The following is a 20685-nucleotide window of genomic DNA, read 5'->3' as shown; positions in this document are numbered from 1 at the left end:
ACTTCTTTTTGCGGTTTCACCTGCATTTCCTTCTGCGGTTTTACCTGTACTTCTTTTTGTGGTTTCACTTGCATTTCCTTCTGTGGTTTTACTTGCACTTCTTTTTGTGTTTGTTGCATAGCAGGCTGCTGCGTAATTGGTGCTGATTGATACGTAACTTCTTCTTCATCTTCTATTCCAAGTGGAGTTGGAGTTGCTGCAAATTCTTTTTGTTGCACTTCTTTTACGTATTGTTTTGGAGGTGCTGAGCCTGCACCAGCATGTTGTTTCACCTGAACGCCGTTTGATGGTACTTTAATTTTCATACCTGGCATGATGAGATCCGGGTTACTAAGTTGTGTATTTGTTTGTTTCAGCGTATCAAAATCCACTCCGTACTTTTTCGCAATTTTCCAAAGGGTATCCCCTTTTTGCACGATATGAATTTTCAAATTTTCCCCCTCCTGTATAACTTATCTATAAGTAACAAATCTCATGAAGTAACTCTTTCTACATAACGTTAACTTGTTTTCACTTTCATCACTTCTTCGATTTTTAATATCATTTGAAGTGGAATAAGCATAAAGTGAAACTTTAATCAGTGGGGAGATTCATCCCCCACTGATTATTAGTTGAACCAATCGGACGTTTACGGGTAGTTGATCTCCGCCTAACTTCTTTGTTCCAATCCAACTTTGAAGTATGAGATTTACTGCCCGTTAACGCGGGATAAAAAAATCACAATGATTTCTTCAAAACAATGTATGCCCATTTCGTTCTCGTTATGATTACATGTATGAAAAAAAGCAACGGGAATCCCGCTGCTTCACACACGCTCTAACATACGATTTAATGCAAGAACCGCTTCTTCAGTTACTTGTTTATCTACGCTAATAACGTTAATTTCTTCTCCTCTTTCTATCGTTTCAAGTGCCCATAATAAGTGCGGCAAATCAATTCGGTTCATCGTTAAACATGGACACATAAATGGATTAAGTGAAACAATTTCTTTATCTGGATGTTGTTGAATAATTCGGTTCACTAAATTCATTTCTGTACCAATCGCCCATTTACTTCCGGATGGAGCCGATTCAATCATATCAATAATGTATTTCGTTGAACCTGCATAATCCGAAGCAGCTACAACTTCATAGCAACATTCCAGATGTACAATAATTTTCATATCCGGATGATTTTTCCGTACATTCTCTATATTTTTCACTGTAAAGTTTTGGTGAACTGAACAATGCCCTTTCCATAAAATCACTTGAATTTCTTCTATATCTCCATCGTACTCTAATGAATCAGTATGTGGATCCCATACTGCCATTTTATCTAACGGGATACCTAAGTCGTACGCTGTATTTCTCCCTAAATGTTGATCCGGTAAAAAGACGAGACGCTCTTTTTGCGTAAAAGCCCAAGATACCATTTGTTTTGCATTAGAAGACGTTACTGTTGCTCCGCCATTACGACCACAAAACGCTTTAATGGCAGCTGTAGAGTTTACATACGTTAACGGAATCATCGTATCTCCAAATAATTTTTTGAGCTCTTTCCACGCTCTTTCTGTTTGTTCTATATCTGCCATATCTGCCATCGAACACCCTGCACGCATATCTGGCAAAATAACAATTTGATCATCTGTCGTTAACATATCTGCTGTTTCTGCCATAAAGTGTACACCACAAAATACAATATATTTTGCGTCTTTATTGCTCGCTGCAACTTGCGCAAGCTGAAGTGAATCTCCTGCCGCATCAGAAAATTGTACCACTTCATCTTTTTGGTAATGATGTCCTGGAATAAATAGCGTTTCCCCCATTTTTTCTTTAATTTCACGAACCCGCTTTTCCATATCTTCTGTTGACATCGTGTAATAACGCTCTGGTAACATCGTTTCAATCGGTTGTACTTTTTCTAAAATACTCATATTTCTTTCTCCCCCTCTAAGCCACTTTCCTTACGCCTCAATATTGAAACTAATATCAAGTGCTTTCACTGAATGTGTTAACGCTCCAAGTGAAATATAATCTACCCCTGTTTTTCCGTATTTCGATAAATCTTCAATTGTAATGCCCCCTGAAGCTTCCGTCACGATAGCGCTTGGCACAATCTTTGAAAACTCCCGAATCTCATCTGGCGTACGGTTATCAAACATAATAATATCCGCACCAGCAGCTACAGCTTCTCTTACTTGCTCCTCCGTTTCTGTTTCCACTTCTACTTTCACCATATGCCCTAATTTTTCTTTTACCGATGTAACAGCTTTCGTAATAGAACCAGCAAAAGCAATATGATTATCTTTGATCATGACACCGTCATATAGGCCGAAGCGGTGATTAAATCCGCCTCCGCATACAACTGCATACTTATCAAACATACGTAGCCCTGGCATCGTTTTTCGCGTATCACAAATGCGTGTATGGCTGCTATCTAAAGCGAGAACCGCTTTACGCGTCATCGTCGCTATTCCGCTCATACGCTGGATAACATTTAATATAACGCGCTCTGCCGTTAATAACGATGCGATTGGCCCTTGGACAGTTGCAATTATTTCGCCTTTTTCTACAAGATCTCCATCTTTTTTATGAAGCTCCACTTTAATTCTCTCATCAATTAATTTAAACCCTTCTTCAATGACTAAACGTCCCGCAAAGACCCCTGTATCCTTCGCAAGAAACGTTCCTTTTGAAAATAAATTGTCTGGAAAAATAAGCTGAGATGTTACATCTCTTTCTCCTATATCTTCTAGAAAAAATCGATTTAATGCTTCTTTAACCTTTATCGTATTCATAAAACCCCTCTTCCCCTCATTACACAAGTTGTAGTTTTCTTTTCACTCGAATGATCTCTTTTTGTGCGCTATTTCTATGTGGATAATCACTTCGATAATGACCACCAATGCTTTCTTCTCTTTGTAAAGCTGATACGACGATAAGCTCACAAACTGTTAACATATTAATAAGCGTTATCTCTTCACTTGTAAGAGCATCATGTTGTAATATCATATTTCGAACACCGTATTTACTAAGCCATCTCTTCGCATAAGATAAACTTTGCTCTGTTCGTACAATCCCAACATATTTCATCATGCATTCTTGTATTTCTTCTTTCGTCGGCAAATGATTTAGAACGATAAATTTCTTTTCCTTCTCAGCGAAGTCGCTCAATCTGTCTTGTGTCGCTTTCGTTAAAATATGTTGTCCTATTCTTTTTCCAAACACGAGACCTTCTAATAACGAATTACTCGCTAATCTATTTGCTCCATGAACACCGTTACAAGCTACTTCACCGACTGCATATAAATTTGGAATGGACGTCTCCCCATCAATGTTTGTTTTCACGCCACCCATATGAAAATGAGCACCAGGTACGACCGGAATGCGTTTTTTAGTAATATCAACACCATTCTTTTTACATAATGCTGATACAGTTGGAAAACGTTCTTCGAAATTTTGAATAGACTCGATATTCAAATACACTTTTTCACCCGACAAAAGCTGTTCGTGAATCGCTCTTGCCACCACATCACGCGGTGCGAGATCGTAATCATCGTGTATATCCATCATAAAACGCTGCCCTTTTCCATTTATAAGGACAGCTCCTTCACCACGGACAGCTTCAGAAACGAGACCACAGCATCGCCCGCCCGTATATAACATTGTTGGATGAAATTGTACAAACTCTAAATCTACAAGCTCGCCGCCTGCGCGGTATACCATCGCAAGTCCATCACCCGTAATTGTTTTATCATTAGAAGTAAAGGCGTATAAACCACCAATCCCGCCTGAGGCTAGCACAGTATAATCTGCATCATAACGCTTCAACTTCCCTTCACTATCTCGCGTTAAAACTCCAACACATTTTTCACTTTCTATAATAAAATCAAGCACCATTTCATGTTCCACTACCGTAACTTGCGGAACTACTTCTTGAATGAAATGCTCTAATAAATTCTTTCCTGTTGCATCGCCACCTGCATGTAAAATACGACGCTTTCGATGTGCACCTTCTTTTCCAAGATGGGGACCCGTTTCATCTCCATCAAATTTCATTCCATTTTCAATGAGATTCTTCATTTCTTTCGGTCCTTCTTCAACTAAATAACGGACCACATCTTCATTGTTATAATGACATCCTGCTACTAACGTATCTTCAAAATGATCATTCGGATTGTCATATGTAGCAACCGCTGCGGCAATTCCACCTTGCGCTAAATGTGTATTATTATTACGATCCGTTTCCTTTGTGATAATAATCACATTCTTTTCGTGACAAATCTCTTTTGCAACACGAAGTGCCGCAATACCACTTCCAATAATTAAGACATCTGCACTTGGCATAATTGTTGCCTCCTACTTTACACTTTTCAACTGTCTTGACACCTATATTTACATAGTTTTAAAATAATGACAAGAGTTTTTTTATAATTCTTATTTTCACTACCATTTAAAAAATAAAAGAAATGTAACTCTTACTAGAGAGAGGAACTTACATGATGATATATCTTGACTATGCAGCTACTACACCTATGAGCGCGGAAGCATTACAAACATATACGAAAGCAGCATCGCAATACTTCGGAAATGAACAAAGTTTACACGATATTGGAGGAACGGCCTCTTCTTTATTACAAGTTTGTAGAAAAACATTTGCCGACATGATTGGCGGAAAGGAACAAGGGATATTCTTCACGAGCGGTGGGTCAGAATCGAACTACCTTGCGATTCAGTCCCTTCTCAATGCCCAAAATAAGAAGCATATTATTACGACACCTATGGAACATGCATCCATTCGAAGTTATTTTCAATCCTTACAATCAAAAGGGTATACAATTACTGAAATTCCTGTTGATAAAAATGGACTCATTCGTTTAATAGATTTAGAAGCAGCTATTTCAGAAGATACTGTTCTAGCAAGTATACAGCACGGAAACTCTGAAATCGGAACCGTTCAAAATATCGCAGAGATTGGGGCACTTTTAAAAAAATATAATGTTTTATTTCATTCAGATTGTGTACAAACCTTTGGTAAACTTCCTATCCATGTTTTTGAGATGGGGATTGATAGTCTTTCTGTTTCAGCACATAAGATATACGGACCGAAGGGTGTTGGCGCTTGCTATATCAATCCGCAAGTTCGCTGGACACAAATATTTCCGGGGACTTCTCACGAAAAAGGATTTCGTCCAGGTACAGTGAACGTTCCTGGCATCGCAGCTTTTTTAACAGCTGCTGAGAATATATTAAAAAATCAGCAAGAAGAAAGTTTACGTTTTAAAGCATTACGATCCTACTTTTTAGAGCAAATACAAACACTTCCGCTAGAAATTGAAGTAGAAGGTCATTCTACTTCTTGTTTACCACATATTATTGGGGTTACAATAAAAGGAATAGAAGGTCAGTATACAATGCTAGAATGTAATCGCCGCGGTATTGCCATTTCCACGGGAAGTGCTTGCCAAGTCGGTAAACAAGAACCTTCGAAAACAATGCTTGCAATTGGAAAAACGTATGAAGAGGCAAAACAATATGTCCGCTTCTCTTTCGGACAACAAACAACGAAAGATCAAATTGATACTACTATTCATGCACTACACACAATTGGAAATCAATTTTATAGAGGTGTTAAATCATAATGAAACAAAATGAACAAAAAAAGATTTTAGGTGAAGAAAGACGACAGCTTATCCTCCAATGGCTTCTAGCTGCAAATGAACCGTTATCCGGAAATGAGCTATCGAAAAAGACAAACGTAAGTAGACAAGTTATCGTGCAAGATATTTCCTTGCTTAAAGCACGAAACGAACCGATCATTGCGACTGCTCAAGGCTATTTATATTTAAAACCACAAGAAAAACAACAAGCTTTCGAACGCGTAATTGTATGCCAACATAAGCCAGCAGAAGTACGTCAAGAACTTACAATGCTTGTTGACCACGGCGTTACGATTAAAGATGTAAAAGTTGAGCATCCTGTATACGGTGACTTAACAGCATCCATCATGGTAAGTAATCGCTTTGATGTAGAGCAATATTTACAAAAAATAGAAAACACAAATGCTTCCTATCTATCGCAATTAACAGATGGTATTCACTTACATACAATTGAAGCAGATTCTAAAGAAAAATTAGATGCTGCTTGCGAAGCTTTAGATAAAGCAGGATTTCTCGTTTATTAATGTAAAGCACAGAGTTTTTATAATTCTCTGTGCTTTTTTAATGCTATAATATTGTAATCAATTGTAAAGGAGATAAAATATGAGAATTGAACTCGTTCACTTTAGCATTGGCAAACCGAAACAAATGAAATATAGCGAAGATAAAGAAATGATTACTGGTATATGTAAAGAACTTACCGAAGAAGCTTTCCTATCAAAAGATGGCTTCCTTGGTGATGATGTAGCAGATTTAAAACACCACGGTGGACCTGATCGCGCAGTTTGTGTGTACTCACACGAACATTACGCGCTATGGGAAAAAGAATTCCAAACAACACTTCCAGCTTCCGCATTTGGCGAAAACATTACCGTAACAAATATGTTAGAGCGTGATGTTTGCATCGGAGATACATATCAACTAGGCGAAGCAATCATTCAAGTAACACAAGCAAGAGTACCTTGTAGCACAATTTCAAAACGTCTTGGCATCCCTGGCATACTGCCGCGCATTGTAGCAACTGGCTTTACTGGCTATCTATGCCGCGTTCTTCAAGAAGGTACTGTACGTAAAGATTCAAAAATCACATTACTAAAACGTCAACCGAGCAATGTTTCTGTCTTGTTCTCTAACGAAATTTATTTTCATAATAGAAAAGATAGAGATGGCATCGAAAAGATTCTTGCTGTTCCAGAACTAGCTGACGTTTGGCGCGGTCAATTAGAAGAGCGTCTTGCGAAGTTAAAATAAAGAATCCCACCATTTATAGGTGGGATTTTATTGATCTATCACACGGTATAACCTAACTCCCCCTTATAACCAATAAGAAGAATAACTCCCCAGCACCGTAACAGAAAAACCGAGTGCTTCAAGTTCCATCGTTACACCTGGCAATAATACGTCATCGTATGCTTTGTCGACATCGATTAAGAAAAAGTAATTTCCAAGTCCTGTTTTCATCGGACGCGATTCGATTTTTGATAAGTTTAGTTTTCTCCATGCGAAAGCTGATAACACTTGATATAGTGCTCCTGCATAATCAGCAGGTAACGTTATCATAAGCGTCGTTTTCTCTCCGCGGTTTTCTCCATTATTTGAGAGTATTGCTTTCTTTTTCTTATGGAGCACTAGGAAACGTGTATGATTATTTTTATGTGTATGAATACTTCGTCTTACGATCGTTAATCCGTATTTCTCTGCAGCTGCTTCATTTGCAATGGCAGCAATTTTTTCTTCAGGATGTTCTTTCACATATTGCGCAGCAGCACTTGTTGATGTCATATCTCGAGCAGTTATCCCTTTTAATTCTTCATTTAAAAACTTATGACATTGTGCAATAGCGTGTGGATGAGAATGCACTGCATATACTTCTTCCCACACTTCTGCATACTGCGGATGTACAAGTAAATGTTGCTGAATGGGCACTGTAATTTCTCCTACAATAGAAAGTGGTTGCTCATGCACGAGATAATCAACTGTTATATTCACTGAACCTTCTATAGCGTTTTCTAGTGGTACCACTGCATAATCTACATTTCCATTTGCAGTTGCATCCATACAGTCTGGAATCGTTCGATACGGTACATGCTCTGCTTCCGGAAAAAAACGACTCACCGCCATATTTGTAAATGTTGCTTCTGGTCCTAAATATCCTACTCGAATCATCGTCTTTTCCCCTCTTTTTCGTTTTCTTACTGTTATACCATACTTTTTTATATTCTTCTATGTAAATTTCGAATATTAAAAAAAGACTAGCATTCGCTAGTCTAAATGTTTCCTATATTCTCTTTGAGCAAAAAAGAAATACATGATGCATGCAGCGATATAAAATAGAATAAACAAGCCTACTTTTCGTAATGAACCATCCATAAACATCGTATTATGAAACGTATATAACGCAACTGCACTATGCATACTCCCTACTATAATTGGCGCAAAAAATAGCATACATAATTGCCAGCGAGAAATTTTCCATACTTCTTCCTTCGTCATTCCAAGTTTAGAGAGTGCACCATACTGCTTTCGGTCCGATGCAATATTATGGAACCATTTAAAATACACGATACTACATGAAGTAAGAAAGAATAATATACTAATAAATGAGCCTACAAATAGAGTAATATCGCCGCCTTCTTTCATATTTACATACAACTCCATATTGCTTCGAAATGCATTATTATTATCTTGTTTCATATGTTTCCGTAAATCTTCATTTAATTTTTTCGTATTTTCGATATTTGGTAATGTGTAGCCTCTATATATCATTTTTTCAGAATCAGGAACCTGATTTGCTATACTATCAAAATCTTCATCATTCATAACGAAGAACAGACCATTAATGTACGAAGGATGATAGTTAAATTGAATCCCTTCTTTCTGGCCGTTAAATACAAATTGATATGGTTGATTCATTACTTGCAATTGAATCTCTTTTTGATTATATACATTCGAATTATTGTATTTATTATAATAAACGAGTGTCACTGTACCTTTTTTAGGATAATACGTTTTCTGTTTTTGTTTCCTCGCTTCTTGGTTATATTCACTTCCTTTTATAAGTGGTACTATTGTTGTTTCTCCCTTATTGGACTGAAAAGATGCATACACTCCAACAAAACTCATATATTGAAAATCATCATACCCATATTGGTGCAATAATTGTTCAACCGTTCCTTCCGCAAAGACTTCATGAGAAGAAGTACCTTTTTCTATGTAAGAAAATGAGTGCACTCCTCCGCCCCGCCACATATCTTGCATACCAGAAAAATATAAGAACACCGTACCTGTTGCTGTAACTACAAACGTCGTTGCCATAGACATCAGAAAGAAAAAGCGACCATTTTCCTTCATTCGATGTGACAATTGATTCACTATAAATAAATACGGATATGTATACATAATCTTTTTATTTCGTTTTATCATTTCTAATATTTGAGCAGTACCATGTGTAAAAGAAAAATACGTTCCGAAAGAGACAAGTATAGACACAGGGAAAAAATAGACCGCTATCGTTAATATGGTCGCTTGTAACGCTAACGCATATCCTATACCTAAACAAATAAATCCGAATATACAAAGCCACATTGATGTTTTCTTCTCTTTTTTATCTGTTCGAAATTCTTTCAATAACCGAATGATTTTTATATTCCATATACGTAAAGCACTTATAAAAGATAACAGAATAAAAACGACCATATATGTAATAAATGTTACACCCATCGCACTTACGTCAAATATAACAGGGAGTTCTTTCGGAAGCCCCAGTAACATACTAAACACCATGAAGAAGAGCTTTAAAAAGATCAAGCCCAGCCCTATACCGAAAATATTAGCAAAAATTCCAATTAATATTTGCTCGGTCATAATTACTCCTATTACGTTAGACTTCGTTGCTCCCATTAACATATATAACCCTAATTCTTTCTTACGTGCTTCTATGAAAATAGAAGTAGAGTACAAAATAAATATGACGAAAAAAGAAATAATTATAACATTACATATGATAAGTCCCCAGCGTACGTTTTGATACCACATCGTCTCTTGCATATACGGATGTACAATGACAGACATATATGCAAAAGATGCAAATATCGCAAAACAACTACTTAAGAAAAACACTTTATAATTACGCCAATTTCCTTTTATATTTTGCAGCGCTAGTTGCCGAATGTTCATCTATCTTCCTCCTGTAACTTACTACATAGGCAAAAAGCTAGAGGTTCCCCTAGCTTTTTACGTGTTTTAAATATCCTCTTTGCGCGATCATAAAGTAAATGGCAGAAGCTAAAATGTATGCTCCAATTACAAGCGCACCTGATTTCCACAAATTAATATAAAGCATTTTCCCTAACGTATGAAGAGCAAATCCACTATGAATTGAACCGATTAAAATTGGTATAAAGAAGATAACTCCCATTTGTCGAATCGCAATTTTGCGAATTTCTTTATCTGTCATACCGATTCTCTTTAACGATTTAAATTGAATGCGATCTTGTTCTTTATCGTTAAACCATTTAAAATATGTCATACTACAAGCGAAGAAGAAGAACAGTACCGCTACGAAGAAACCGATGAACATTGTAATTGCTCCACCTTCTCTTATATCCTTATACGCAAACACTGAATTCCTCAATTCTCCTTGCTTTTCTGGTGCAATTTCATTTTTCAAATCTAATACAAGATCTTCTGTACTTTTCCAATTCTCAATATAATAACCGTAATATTTCGTCTTTTCTTCATCTGGTACTAGTTTTGCATATTTCTCAAAATCTTGATCATTTACAACGAGATATTCACTATCATTAAAAACAGAATACTGCGTTGGATTATTTAATTGAACAGACTGCTTTTGTCCGTTAATTGTAAATTCATACGGTTTCGTGCGGTCTATCTTCATCAGTTCATTTGACATATCGACCATAACCATCGTTGCATTGCCTGGTACATTATGAACTTCTGTAGGTTGCTCTCTCTTTTGTTTACGCACTTCCGTATTATATTCTTTTTCTGAAATAATCGTCATCGGTACTTCATGTTCACTATTAAACAACGTTATTTTCTGTGTTGCCGGTAGTTTAACGTAGGTTACTTTTCGCGCATCTTCAAACCCATGCCTCTTCACAAGCTCCTGTACCTTTTCTTCATTAATAAGGCTATGCGTATTTAACCCCTTTTCCTCATATGAAATAGCGTGTGGTGTAAGTTCTACCGTTTTCGCACTCAAATTTTCAAAATATACGTAAAGCGTGCCAACTGCCGAGGATACAACCGCCGTAATAATAGAAATTACAAATAGAAAACGAGCATTATCTTTCATTTTATAAATAAGGTTACTAAGGACGAACATATTTGGGTACGTATAAAAAGATTGTTTTCGTTTTTGCAATGCTTTTAATACGACTGTACTACCTTGTGTAAATAGTAAATACGTTCCGCCAATTGTCAGTCCTACCACCGGTAAAAAGAGGATGAGAAAATTCAGAAACGTTACTTGGAAGCTAAGTACATACGCAGCAATAATACATCCTATACCAACTACACATAACCATGTAAATGCAAACGGCTCTACTTTTTGCTTTCTTGCTTCTCTTAATAAATCAATAATTTGCAAGCGTCCGACTGTCCAAACACTAAACAATGATAGGATTAAAAATAGAATAAAGTATACACCAGCTGTAATAAGAATTGCTTTACTATTCCAAACGAGTGGAAGTGTCTTATCTATTTTCAATAGTACGCTTAACGCTTGGAAAAATAATTTTGAACAAAGCATTCCAGCCCCAATACCAACTACAATTGCAATACTACCTAACATCAGTTGCTCTAATATAATCATTCGGCCGAGCTGCGATTTCGTTCCGCCAATTAATGTTAGTAGACCAAACTCTTTTTTTCTTGCTCGTAAAAACGTTGAATTTGCATATAAAATAAAGAGTGCCGAGAAGATGACCACAATATAATTCATCGATTCTAATCCTTTTGTGATCATCTTCCTCATACTAATATTACCGCTTACGACATCTGGATGATAAATAAAAGAAGCATACATGAAAAATACGACAATCGATAAACAACTACTTATAAGAAACGCTTTATAGTTACGCCAATTTCCTTTTACGTTATTAAGCGCGAGCTGGCGAAAGTTCATGATACTCTCCTCCTAGCATCGCAAGTACGTCCAGAATTTCTTGGAAAAAGGCTTGTTTCGTTCTTCCTTTATGTATTTCCGAGAAAATTTCTCCATCGCGTATGAAAAGGATACGTTCACAATAACTAGCCGCTACTGGATCGTGCGTAACCATTGCAATCGTTACTTTCTTTTGCTCGTGTAAATCTTGCAGAGCGCCCATTAGCGATTTCGCTGACTTCGAATCTAAGTTTCCAGTTGGCTCATCTGCTAAAATTAACGTCGGTTCATGAATGATTGCTCTCGCTGCTGCTGCACGTTGTTGTTGTCCGCCTGATACTTCGTATACTTTTTTATTTAATATTTCTTCAATATTTAAAAACTTTGCAATCTCAAGCACTTTCGCATCGATTTCATTTACAGATTTCTTCGCCATTACAAGCGGTAAAATAATATTTTCTTTAATCGATAACGTATCAAGTAAGTTAAAATCTTGGAAAATGAACCCTAAATGTGTACGGCGAAACTCCGCTAATTTTGCAGCACGCATTTGATTAATTTCTTCACCATTTACAAGCACATGACCTGAAGTTTGCTTATCAATTGTTGCTAATAAATTTAAAAGCGTTGTTTTTCCGCTCCCTGAAGGACCCATAATCCCTACAAATTCGCCTTCTTCTATTTTAAAATTTATATCATTTAAAGCAGTCGTTGCTACTGAACCTTTCGATTGGTACACCTTCGTTAATCCTTTTACTTCAAGAACACTCATTTCTAATCCCCCTATGTGTTTTCTTCTTACATTTACTATAAGAAAAATAAGAAAAAGAAACGAGTGATTTCCCTTACAAAACGTTTTGTTATCTTACAGTTTTGTCATTTTTCTCATTAATGTATGATATTCTTCATCTTTTGCAAATTGGAACGTGAATGTTGTCCCTTCCCCTTCAGCCGATTGCACATACATACCGTGATGTAAATTATCGCAAATTTCCTTCGTAATATATAAACCCATTCCAGTCGCTTCTCTCGTTTTACGGCCATTTATCCCCGTAAAGAATGGATCAAATATACGCTTTACATCTTGCTCTGGAATACCGATTCCATTGTCCTTAATATGTAATAACACCTTTTGATCTTTCTCTTCAATTTGAAATTGAATTTCCTTTTTCTCTGCTTCTGAAATTTTCGTATACTTAATTGCATTTACAACAATTTGCCCTATAGCAATACTGAGCCATTTTCTATCAGAGGCAACCATACAAGTATCTTCCTCAAACATCACTTTCGGAAATACAGACGATTGAATGAAAGACTTTCTATTTTCATTAATAATACCTCTAATAATATCTATCACATTTACTACTTCTACTTTATAGTCTTTCGCAAACTGCTCTAACCTTGCCATGTGTAACGCTAAATCTAAACCATTTAATATACGGTTATTTTCTTCACGAATACTTTCAACTGTTGCTCTTGCTTCACGATGCTCTTTACCAAACTTCTGTAATAGTAATTCAATAACAGATACTGGTGTTTTCATTTGATGAATCCATTGATTCATAAATATCATTTGCTGTTGTTCTTTTGCATGTTGTTTATGAACTTCATTCATATATTGCTGTCTTAATAACGTAAACGATTCAACGATCATCTCTTGCTCTGCCGTATAAGAAGTATCAATAAGTAAGGAATCATGTAATGTATTTCCACCAGTAACATACTTTTCAACCCTCTTTAAAAACACACTCCGTTTTCGGTAATCGTAAATAAGATATACAGTAAAAACAACTGTCCCTAATAAAAGTCCGTATAACCATGTATTCCAATCAATGGATCGCTTTTCTAAAAGACTTTGCAACTGCAAAACAAGCCCAAATAAACAAAGGCTAACAATATAACAAAGAATTAAAGAAAAGCGGTCCATGAGGTAATTTTTAACCTTCATGCCCTTCTCCCCACTCTGTAAGAAGCGCATAACCGTATCCACGTTTCGTTACAATTGCATTTTTAATGCCTAGCTCCTCTAGTTTCTTTCTTACACGTTTCACATTCACGGTTAATGTATTATCATCAACAAAGGCTACTTCATCCCACAGAGCTTCTAACAGTTCTTCACGCGTTACATATTGATTTGCTTGTTTCATTAAACACTCTAATAAGTAAAATTCATTTTTTGTCAATTCTGTTTGTTGCCCTTGCCACTCAACAACGTGCTGAGATGGGAATAACAACAGTCCATTTACACCTAAACAATCGCTTTCTGCCGCAGAAGCATACTCACCATACCCACGACGAAGTGCACTTTTCACCTTAGCCATTACAATGTCTAAATGGAATGGCTTCGTAATGTAATCATCTCCGCCATTTTCAATTGCCATTACTTGATCCATTTCCCCCGTTCTTGCAGAAACAAAAATAATTGGTGCATTCGAGACAGTGCGGATTTGACGACACCAATAGAAACCATCAAAATACGGTAAATTAATATCAAGTAACACAAGATGTGGATTTACATTTACAAACTCATCTTTTATATGTCGTAAATCACTCGCTCGAAATGACTGATAGCCATATCTTTCTAAATGCTCTTCTAATATTCCCGCGATTTTTTCATCGTCTTCTACAATTAATATTTTATACATGTTCACTTTCTCCCCATAAAAAGTTCTTATAAAACCACTTCTTTTTCTATTATAAATTGAAAATTTAATTAGTGGGGATTTTTTCCTGTATAAATCAGACTTTTGCGATATAAAAAAAGACTGCCATATTTCGGCAGTCTTAGTCGATAAATTCAAATTCATATTCAAGAATTTTTACAATATCTCCGTCTTTTGCACCACGTGCACGAAGCGCTTCATCAATACCCATTCCGCGCATTTGGCGAGCGAAACGACGTACAGATTCATCACGTGAGAAGTCTGTCATCTTGAATGTTTTCTCGATATCGTAACCAGAGATAACAAACGTACCATCACTTTCACGTGTAATATCAAATTTAACACCTTCAGTCTCAAATTTGTACATTACACTTGTGTCAGACTCATCCACAACTTCATGTATTGGGAATTCAGGTGTTGTTTCTATTAAGTTCGCTACTTCAAACAGTAAGTCACGAACACCTTGTTTCGTTACAGCTGAGATTGGGAAGATTTTTACTTCGTCTCCCACTTTTTCTTTAAATGCTTGTAAGTTTTCTTCTGCATCTGGCATATCCATTTTGTTTGCAACAACAACTTGTGGACGCTCCGTTAAGCGAAGATTGTATTCTTTTAATTCATTATTAATCGTTACGTAATCTTCATATGGATCACGGCCTTCTAAACCAGACATATCAATAACATGCACGATTACACGCGTACGCTCAATATGACGCAGGAATTGATGACCAAGTCCGACGCCAGCATGTGCGCCTTCAATTAGTCCAGGAAGGTCAGCCATAACGAAGCTGCGGTTATCACCAGTTTCAACAACACCAAGGTTTGGAACGATTGTTGTGAAGTGATACTCTGCAATTTTCGGACGTGCTGATGATACGACAGATAATAATGTAGATTTACCCACACTTGGGAATCCAACAAGTCCAACGTCTGCCAGTACTTTCAGTTCTAGAATGACATCACGCTCTTGACCTGGTTCCCCGTTCTCAGCGATTTCTGGCGCTGGGTTCGTAGCTGTTGCGAAACGTGAGTTACCACGACCACCGCGGCCACCTTTTGCAATTACAGCCGTTTGTCCATGCGTTACTAAATCCGCAAGAATTTGACCAGTTTTTTCATCTTTTACTACTGTTCCTGGCGGAACCTTTACAAGTAAATCTTCAGATTTACGTCCGTGCTGACCTTTACTCATTCCGTGCTGACCGCGATCAGCTTTGAAATGACGTTGGTAGCGGAAGTCCATTAATGTACGTAAGCCTTCCTCAACAATAAAAACAACATCTGCACCTTTACCACCATCGCCACCTGCTGGGCCACCTTTTGGTACATACTTCTCACGACGATACGCAACCATTCCGTTACCACCGTCGCCGCCTTTTACATATATCTTGACCTGATCTACAAACATTATTTCACCACACTTTTTTCAATTGGTTGTAATATAACTGAGACTTCCTCGTCTCGTACTGTATAAGAAATGGAATACCATTTATTGTTTTGGTTCGCAAGCCAATTCTGTAGTTCTTCTACACTCGTTAGCTTACCACGAAAATCAAAAAAGAAACGAGCATTCTCCGCGTCACATTCAATTGTGATACAAACATAATTTTCAACATATACGTCTAAACTATGCTGAAGCATTGAGAAAAATTGATTCGTCCATGTACATACAGTCTCATCTAAGTGAGATAAGTTATGTAAATTCCCTAATACTTCATACTCCAATAAGCACGGCTGCTGTTTCCAATTATATGTTAAAATCCACTCTGAAAATAAAGGCATGGATAGCCCCATCAGATTGGATTCTTGTCTCGCTTCTTGGACAAAACGATCGATGAGACTATGAATTTCTTCCACTTTTCCAAGGGAAAGGTTTCCTTTCACCATCTGCATACGATTGAGCCAATCATGTCTTGAATGGCGCAATGCATCTATAATTGTCCATTTTTTATTCATTTAGATACTCCTTAATATAGAAAAACTCTAACCTGCACTCAGGTTAGAGTTTTCCGTGAGTTCTTATGCTTCTTGAGCAACAGGATATACGCTCACTTGTTTGCGGTCACGGCCAAGACGCTCAAAGCGTACTACGCCGTCAACTTTCGCGTATAAAGTGTCATCGCCACCACGACCAACGTTAACACCTGGATAAATTTTTGTACCGCGTTGACGGTAAAGAATTGAACCACCTGAAACCGTTTGACCATCTGCGCGTTTAGCACCAAGACGTTTTGACTGAGAGTCACGACCGTTCTTTGTACTACCTACACCTTTCTTAGATGCGAAAAACTGAAGATCTAATCTTAACATACGTTACACCTCCTGCACTTTTTCTATTAAACGGATATACTTTCCGTAATCAAGTTCGATCGTCTTAAGCGAAACAACCAATCCTTCTAAAAGCGTTTGTGCTTTTTCTGCTGCATGAACGTCTAAATCATTAGGCAATTCATACGTTAAGAATCCGCCATCACTTCCGAGTTCAATAGTTGCCTGCACATTACAAAGTTCTTCCACTGCATTTATAGAACCAAACACAACCGCTGTAGTTCCGGCACAGACAAGATCTTGTCCATGCGGCGCATAATCGGCATGTCCAGTCATTTTAAATGATTGGATACTTCCTAATTTCGTGCGACTTATCGTAATTTTAATCATGTTAACCTGGATTAAGCGTTGATAGCTTCAACAACTAGCTTAGTGTAAGGTTGACGATGACCTTGTTTCTTACGATTGTTCTTTTTCGCTTTGTATTTGAAAACGATAATTTTCTTAGCGCGACCTTGTTTTTCAACTTTCGCAGTAACTGTTGCACCTTCTACAACTGGGCTACCAACTTTAACGTTTTCGCCACCAACGAAAAGAACTTTGTCAAAAGTAACAGTTTCACCAGCTTCAACATCTAATTTTTCAATGTAGATTGCTTGACCAGCTTCAACTTTAATTTGTTTTCCACCTGTTTCGATAATTGCGTACATACTTGCACCTCCTCTTAATTACTAAGACTCGCCAAAAACGAGGTAGACATACATGCCTTTAGGGAACCTGTCTTGTGCGGTTGTAGCATATAGCCGTTTAGGTGCTATAAACTATAACATAAAGATGTTATCATGAATCATAGACGGTTGTCAATGAAAGTTCTACTAACTATTTTTTCCGTTCTACAATTTCTTTTTTACTTCCAAAACGGATAATTGCATACTTTTCGATCATATCATCTTTGAAATAAATTTCAAATGGAATATTTTTTTGTAATTCTTTTTGCAAAAATTGTTTTTGCAGTTCTTTAGGTGCAGAGATTAATACTGCCTCATCTTCTATATTGCCATATGTAATTAGCTCTCTCTCTAGCTCATACGCAATTGTTTCATATGACATGACATAACCTGTCGCTTTGCACGGTGCACACTCTTCTAGTAATACGTCGCGTAAAGAATGTTTCTTACGTTTACGTGTCATCTCTAAAATCCCTAACTCTGTAAACCCGAGTACCCTTGTATATGTACGATCATTTTGCATAGCAGCCACGAGACATTCTCTTACCTTTTCTTTATCTTCTCTTCTTTTCATATTAATAAAATCAATTAATATCATACCACCGATATCACGGAGTCTTAATTGACGCGCTATCTCTTCAGCTGCTACTTCATTTGTACGAAGGACTGTATCTTGTAAATTCTGTTTTCCAGTAAACTTACCCGTATTCACATCAATTACAGTCATCGTCTCCATTTGTTCCACAATTAAATAAGCACCATTTGGGAGCCAAACAATTTTTTGAAGTGCTTTCTCAATCTCACGCTCTATGCCAAAATGGTTAAACAGGGAAGATTTTTCGTTATAAAAAGATACTTTCTCTTTACCGACCTTTTCTTCTAATTCTTTTACTATACTCCTTGTATCTACAACTACTTTTTCAATCGTTTCAATTGGATTTTCTTGAAATACACGTTCTAAAAAAGTTGCCGGTCGATGAAGTAGTAACGGTGCCTTTCCTTGGCCCTCTTTTCTTTTTAACTCTTCATATAACTGCTGTAATCTTTGCATTTCAGCTTGTATTTCTTCAATTTCTCCTTTTTCAGAAGCAGAGCGAAAAATATAACCTCCTGTCCCTTCTACTTCAATTTGGAGTAGTTGTTGCCTTCTTTTATTGTTTTTTATTTTCCGAGAAACCGCACGCATTTCATCATAGGGCATATAAACGACATATTTCCCGGTAAATTCTATATTTGCTGTCAATTTCGGCCCTTTCGTATCAATTGCCTCTTTTACAACTTGTACTAGTACCGCTTGTCCTTCATGTATTCGATAAGAAGATGGTACATCATCGTACGAAAGATACGCATGTTTTTCTAAACCGATATTTACAAAAGCTGCGTTCATTCCAGCAATCGTTCTTACGATACGTCCAACATAAATATGCCCAACAATCTCTTGTTCTTCATTTCGTTTCCATAAAAACTCAACAATTTTCTTCTTCTCTTCAATTGCAACGCGTTTTTCCGATCCAGTATAGTTTATATATAACGTTTTCAAAATTCTTTCCTCACTTTATAATCTTCTTTGCTTTTACAATAATAAAAGGTTAGTGCTAACGTCAACACTAACCGATTAATTCTTCAACAGATGAAGTTGTTCGTTTTTCAGTAAAATACGCATAAAGCAATTCATTTTCATCCAATGTGTAATGTTCTTTATATTTCCCATGGACGATAATAGAGTGCTTATATCCTCTACGAAATTTTGTGAAGATTGTATATAAACGATCTTCTGTTTTCACTTCAATTGGTGCAATCTTTTCAATTCCTCTTTTGTTCCCATAATAACGTTCTAATAAAAAACGCATAAAGGCATATCGTCTTTGTTTCCATTCTTGATATAACGACACCGCTAAAAATATAAGCAGTACCCACATCATAATATTATTACTATTCCAAAGTAACTGCCACACTAGTATGACACTAAAAAAAACACATGATAATTTCATCATCTTTTCATGTGCTTGTAAATAAGGAAAACGATATGATAAGACGTTAAACAATACTTTTCCACCATCAAGCGGCCAAATAGGTAGTAAATTAAATGCTAAAATAATTATATTATTCCACATAAAGAAATAATATAATTCCGCATGAAGCCAACCAGCTTCAAACAACATATAGCCTATCGCCATCATCCAAATATGTTGAATAGGTCCTGCAATTACGACAACAAGCTCCTCTTTCAATGACTTATTCCCATGCTCCTCAAGCTCAGCTACACCACCAAACGGTAAAAGTTGAATTTTTTTGATGCGCCAATTATAGTGTGCTGCTGCAAAAGCATGCCCGAGTTCATGGATAAGAACGATACAAAATAACAATAGTAACTCTTTAAAACGTGCCGTAAAAATACCAATGACAATAATAACCCAAAACAACGGATGCACTGAAATTTTCGTTAAAACCTCTCTATATTTAATCAAATGAAATCACCTGAATCGGGTCAATAAATTTTTCATCCTTTTTTATTGCGAAATAAAACTTACCATTTTTGTCGTTTGTATCATTACTCACCGTTCCAATTTTTTGTTTCTTTGAAACGTAATCATATAATTTCACTGACATATCATTTAAATTTGCATACCATGACTCCGTGCCATCTGCATGCTGAATTTGAACTGTATTACCAAGTTCCTCTTTCTTTCCTGCAAAAACAACTAGCCCCTCATTCACTGACTCAACAGTTGCATTTGTAGCTGTTTGAACAAATACACCTTGGCCATTTTTTTGAAACCCTTGCATCACCTTTCCGGAAGCAGGAATTGCATAATCTTTTTGCTGAATGGTCCCTTCTTTTTTCTCATTAGGCGAATAGAACACGAGAGGTTTTCCAAACTGTTTTTCGTACCATTTCGCTACAGTAGCAAATTGAAATTCTTCTTTCATCACTTTTTCTGTAACAGCTTTCGCACCGTCAAAAGAAGAAGGTGCATTCTTATATAAAATAGCGACAGAAAGAACTAATATTGCTGATAACAATACTTTGAAGAAAAATACTTCTTTTCGAAATAAAGGATGAATTTCCTTTTCTCCATCTTCAATAAATACTGTTTCACTATCAAAATTCTCTCCAGCAAAATACTGCTCTTCCTCCATCCTTTCTTGCTCTGCCTTCCTTTTCGCAATCCGTTTTTTAATTTCTTCTACACGTCTATTCTTCATACTGTCTCCCTTCTTTCGTTCAGCTAATTTACATAGAAACAGTTGTATACAGTT

Annotated in this window: 21 protein-coding genes and 1 other annotated feature; of the genes, 3 read left to right on the top strand and 18 right to left on the bottom strand. The window is 36.7% G+C overall.

What is annotated here, in order from left to right:
• From safA to nadB, 4 genes are all read right to left on the bottom strand, one after another.
• Nucleotides 1-431, bottom strand: a 431-nt coding sequence (gene safA / locus MR147_RS17355) for a SafA/ExsA family spore coat assembly protein (protein ID WP_242304591.1), incomplete at its 3' end; no start/stop codon positions are given.
• A gap of 374 nt (nucleotides 432-805) precedes the next feature.
• A complete protein-coding gene (gene nadA, locus MR147_RS17350) occupies nucleotides 806-1912 on the bottom strand; it encodes a quinolinate synthase NadA (RefSeq protein WP_242304590.1) in 1107 nt (368 codons plus the stop codon).
• 30 nt (nucleotides 1913-1942) lie between these two features.
• Nucleotides 1943-2776, bottom strand: a complete 834-nt coding sequence (gene nadC, locus MR147_RS17345; RefSeq protein ID WP_071728493.1) for a carboxylating nicotinate-nucleotide diphosphorylase — start codon at nucleotides 2774-2776, stop codon at nucleotides 1943-1945.
• Nucleotides 2777-2795: 19 nt separating this feature from the next.
• Nucleotides 2796-4325: an L-aspartate oxidase gene (gene nadB, locus MR147_RS17340; protein WP_242304588.1), complete on the bottom strand. Its 1530-nt coding sequence runs from the start codon at nucleotides 4323-4325 to the stop codon at nucleotides 2796-2798.
• Nucleotides 4326-4477: 152 nt separating this feature from the next.
• Here nadB and MR147_RS17335 point away from each other — a divergent pair, with 152 nt between their 5' ends.
• From MR147_RS17335 to MR147_RS17325, 3 genes are all read left to right on the top strand, one after another.
• Nucleotides 4478-5620: an IscS subfamily cysteine desulfurase gene (locus MR147_RS17335; RefSeq protein WP_074607687.1), complete on the top strand. Its 1143-nt coding sequence runs from the start codon at nucleotides 4478-4480 to the stop codon at nucleotides 5618-5620.
• Complete coding sequence (locus MR147_RS17330) at nucleotides 5620-6162, top strand: transcription repressor NadR (RefSeq protein WP_000812272.1); 543 nt, start codon at nucleotides 5620-5622, stop codon at nucleotides 6160-6162. Before MR147_RS17335 ends, MR147_RS17330 begins: the two co-directional genes overlap by 1 nt.
• Nucleotides 6163-6241: 79 nt before the next feature.
• On the top strand, nucleotides 6242-6889 hold the full coding sequence (locus MR147_RS17325) for an MOSC domain-containing protein (protein WP_074607685.1): 648 nt from the start codon (nucleotides 6242-6244) through the stop codon (nucleotides 6887-6889).
• A 63-nt stretch (nucleotides 6890-6952) separates the two neighbouring features.
• Here MR147_RS17325 and pheA read toward each other — a convergent pair whose 3' ends face one another.
• The 14 genes from pheA to spoIVFA all read right to left on the bottom strand — a co-directional run bounded on the left by pheA (nucleotide 6953) and on the right by spoIVFA (nucleotide 20631).
• Nucleotides 6953-7804, bottom strand: a complete 852-nt coding sequence (gene pheA, locus MR147_RS17320; RefSeq protein ID WP_061132109.1) for a prephenate dehydratase — start codon at nucleotides 7802-7804, stop codon at nucleotides 6953-6955.
• A 96-nt stretch (nucleotides 7805-7900) separates the two neighbouring features.
• On the bottom strand, nucleotides 7901-9814 hold the full coding sequence (locus MR147_RS17315; protein WP_242304587.1) for an ABC transporter permease: 1914 nt from the start codon (nucleotides 9812-9814) through the stop codon (nucleotides 7901-7903).
• Nucleotides 9815-9863: 49 nt separating this feature from the next.
• The gene (locus tag MR147_RS17310) at nucleotides 9864-11786 is read right to left on the bottom strand and encodes an ABC transporter permease (RefSeq protein WP_242304585.1); all 1923 of its coding nucleotides are present in this window, start codon (nucleotides 11784-11786) and stop codon (nucleotides 9864-9866) included.
• On the bottom strand, nucleotides 11761-12537 hold the full coding sequence (locus MR147_RS17305; RefSeq protein ID WP_000114529.1) for an ABC transporter ATP-binding protein: 777 nt from the start codon (nucleotides 12535-12537) through the stop codon (nucleotides 11761-11763). The genes MR147_RS17310 and MR147_RS17305 overlap by 26 nt, the downstream gene beginning before the upstream one ends.
• 93 nt (nucleotides 12538-12630) lie before the next feature.
• On the bottom strand, nucleotides 12631-13713 hold the full coding sequence (locus tag MR147_RS17300) for a HAMP domain-containing histidine kinase (protein WP_074607680.1): 1083 nt from the start codon (nucleotides 13711-13713) through the stop codon (nucleotides 12631-12633).
• The gene (locus MR147_RS17295; RefSeq protein ID WP_000276721.1) at nucleotides 13703-14410 is read right to left on the bottom strand and encodes a response regulator transcription factor; all 708 of its coding nucleotides are present in this window, start codon (nucleotides 14408-14410) and stop codon (nucleotides 13703-13705) included. The genes MR147_RS17300 and MR147_RS17295 overlap by 11 nt, the downstream gene beginning before the upstream one ends.
• 139 nt (nucleotides 14411-14549) lie before the next feature.
• Nucleotides 14550-15836 carry a GTPase ObgE gene (obgE, locus tag MR147_RS17290; protein ID WP_000496111.1) on the bottom strand — a complete coding sequence of 429 codons (1287 nt, stop codon included), beginning with the start codon at nucleotides 15834-15836 and terminating at the stop codon, nucleotides 14550-14552.
• A complete protein-coding gene (locus tag MR147_RS17285; protein ID WP_001037006.1) occupies nucleotides 15836-16384 on the bottom strand; it encodes a sporulation initiation phosphotransferase B in 549 nt (182 codons plus the stop codon). The genes obgE and MR147_RS17285 overlap by 1 nt, the downstream gene beginning before the upstream one ends.
• Before the next feature lie 63 nt (nucleotides 16385-16447).
• A complete protein-coding gene (gene rpmA / locus MR147_RS17280; RefSeq protein ID WP_000944957.1) occupies nucleotides 16448-16738 on the bottom strand; it encodes a 50S ribosomal protein L27 in 291 nt (96 codons plus the stop codon).
• A gap of 3 nt (nucleotides 16739-16741) precedes the next feature.
• Nucleotides 16742-17086 (bottom strand): ribosomal-processing cysteine protease Prp, encoded by a 345-nt coding sequence (locus MR147_RS17275; protein ID WP_001973720.1) that lies wholly within the window; start codon nucleotides 17084-17086, stop codon nucleotides 16742-16744.
• 11 nt (nucleotides 17087-17097) lie between these two features.
• Nucleotides 17098-17406, bottom strand: coding sequence for a 50S ribosomal protein L21 (gene rplU / locus MR147_RS17270; protein ID WP_000270907.1), 309 nt, complete (start codon nucleotides 17404-17406; stop codon nucleotides 17098-17100).
• 14 nt (nucleotides 17407-17420) lie between these two features.
• Nucleotides 17421-17498: a sequence feature (ribosomal protein L21 leader region), on the bottom strand.
• Between the two features lie 77 nt (nucleotides 17499-17575).
• Nucleotides 17576-18964 (bottom strand): Rne/Rng family ribonuclease, encoded by a 1389-nt coding sequence (locus MR147_RS17265; RefSeq protein ID WP_074607678.1) that lies wholly within the window; start codon nucleotides 18962-18964, stop codon nucleotides 17576-17578.
• 67 nt (nucleotides 18965-19031) lie between these two features.
• Nucleotides 19032-19892 carry a stage IV sporulation intramembrane metalloprotease SpoIVFB gene (gene spoIVFB / locus MR147_RS17260; protein ID WP_074607677.1) on the bottom strand — a complete coding sequence of 287 codons (861 nt, stop codon included), beginning with the start codon at nucleotides 19890-19892 and terminating at the stop codon, nucleotides 19032-19034.
• Nucleotides 19885-20631 carry a stage IV sporulation protein SpoIVFA gene (gene spoIVFA, locus MR147_RS17255; protein WP_000797462.1) on the bottom strand — a complete coding sequence of 249 codons (747 nt, stop codon included), beginning with the start codon at nucleotides 20629-20631 and terminating at the stop codon, nucleotides 19885-19887. The genes spoIVFB and spoIVFA overlap by 8 nt, the downstream gene beginning before the upstream one ends.
• Between the last annotated feature and the right edge of the window lie 54 nt (nucleotides 20632-20685).

The sequence above is a fragment of the Bacillus cereus group sp. BfR-BA-01350 genome (assembly GCF_022663775.1).
Classification (GTDB): Bacteria; Bacillota; Bacilli; order Bacillales; family Bacillaceae_G; genus Bacillus_A; species Bacillus_A paranthracis.
This window is presented reverse-complemented; position numbering and strand designations above follow the sequence as displayed.

What these genes read in the sequence shown, in the direction of transcription:
- spoIVFA (WP_000797462.1), bottom strand. Translation starts at nt 20,631, where the DNA reads ATGAAGAATAGACGTGTAGAAGAAATTAAAAAACGGATTGCGAAAAGG.
- pheA (WP_061132109.1), bottom strand. Translation starts at nt 7,804, where the DNA reads ATGATTCGAGTAGGATATTTAGGACCAGAAGCAACATTTACAAATATG.
- rplU (WP_000270907.1), bottom strand. Translation starts at nt 17,406, where the DNA reads ATGTACGCAATTATCGAAACAGGTGGAAAACAAATTAAAGTTGAAGCT.
- nadC (WP_071728493.1), bottom strand. Translation starts at nt 2,776, where the DNA reads ATGAATACGATAAAGGTTAAAGAAGCATTAAATCGATTTTTTCTAGAA.
- MR147_RS17315 (WP_242304587.1), bottom strand. Translation starts at nt 9,814, where the DNA reads ATGAACATTCGGCAACTAGCGCTGCAAAATATAAAAGGAAATTGGCGT.
- MR147_RS17335 (WP_074607687.1), top strand. Translation starts at nt 4,478, where the DNA reads ATGATGATATATCTTGACTATGCAGCTACTACACCTATGAGCGCGGAA.
- MR147_RS17300 (WP_074607680.1), bottom strand. Translation starts at nt 13,713, where the DNA reads ATGAAGGTTAAAAATTACCTCATGGACCGCTTTTCTTTAATTCTTTGT.
- rpmA (WP_000944957.1), bottom strand. Translation starts at nt 16,738, where the DNA reads ATGTTAAGATTAGATCTTCAGTTTTTCGCATCTAAGAAAGGTGTAGGT.
- MR147_RS17275 (WP_001973720.1), bottom strand. Translation starts at nt 17,086, where the DNA reads ATGATTAAAATTACGATAAGTCGCACGAAATTAGGAAGTATCCAATCA.
- obgE (WP_000496111.1), bottom strand. Translation starts at nt 15,836, where the DNA reads ATGTTTGTAGATCAGGTCAAGATATATGTAAAAGGCGGCGACGGTGGT.
- nadA (WP_242304590.1), bottom strand. Translation starts at nt 1,912, where the DNA reads ATGAGTATTTTAGAAAAAGTACAACCGATTGAAACGATGTTACCAGAG.
- MR147_RS17325 (WP_074607685.1), top strand. Translation starts at nt 6,242, where the DNA reads ATGAGAATTGAACTCGTTCACTTTAGCATTGGCAAACCGAAACAAATG.
- MR147_RS17285 (WP_001037006.1), bottom strand. Translation starts at nt 16,384, where the DNA reads ATGAATAAAAAATGGACAATTATAGATGCATTGCGCCATTCAAGACAT.
- MR147_RS17295 (WP_000276721.1), bottom strand. Translation starts at nt 14,410, where the DNA reads ATGTATAAAATATTAATTGTAGAAGACGATGAAAAAATCGCGGGAATA.
- MR147_RS17310 (WP_242304585.1), bottom strand. Translation starts at nt 11,786, where the DNA reads ATGAACTTTCGCCAGCTCGCGCTTAATAACGTAAAAGGAAATTGGCGT.
- MR147_RS17305 (WP_000114529.1), bottom strand. Translation starts at nt 12,537, where the DNA reads ATGAGTGTTCTTGAAGTAAAAGGATTAACGAAGGTGTACCAATCGAAA.
- nadB (WP_242304588.1), bottom strand. Translation starts at nt 4,325, where the DNA reads ATGCCAAGTGCAGATGTCTTAATTATTGGAAGTGGTATTGCGGCACTT.
- MR147_RS17330 (WP_000812272.1), top strand. Translation starts at nt 5,620, where the DNA reads ATGAAACAAAATGAACAAAAAAAGATTTTAGGTGAAGAAAGACGACAG.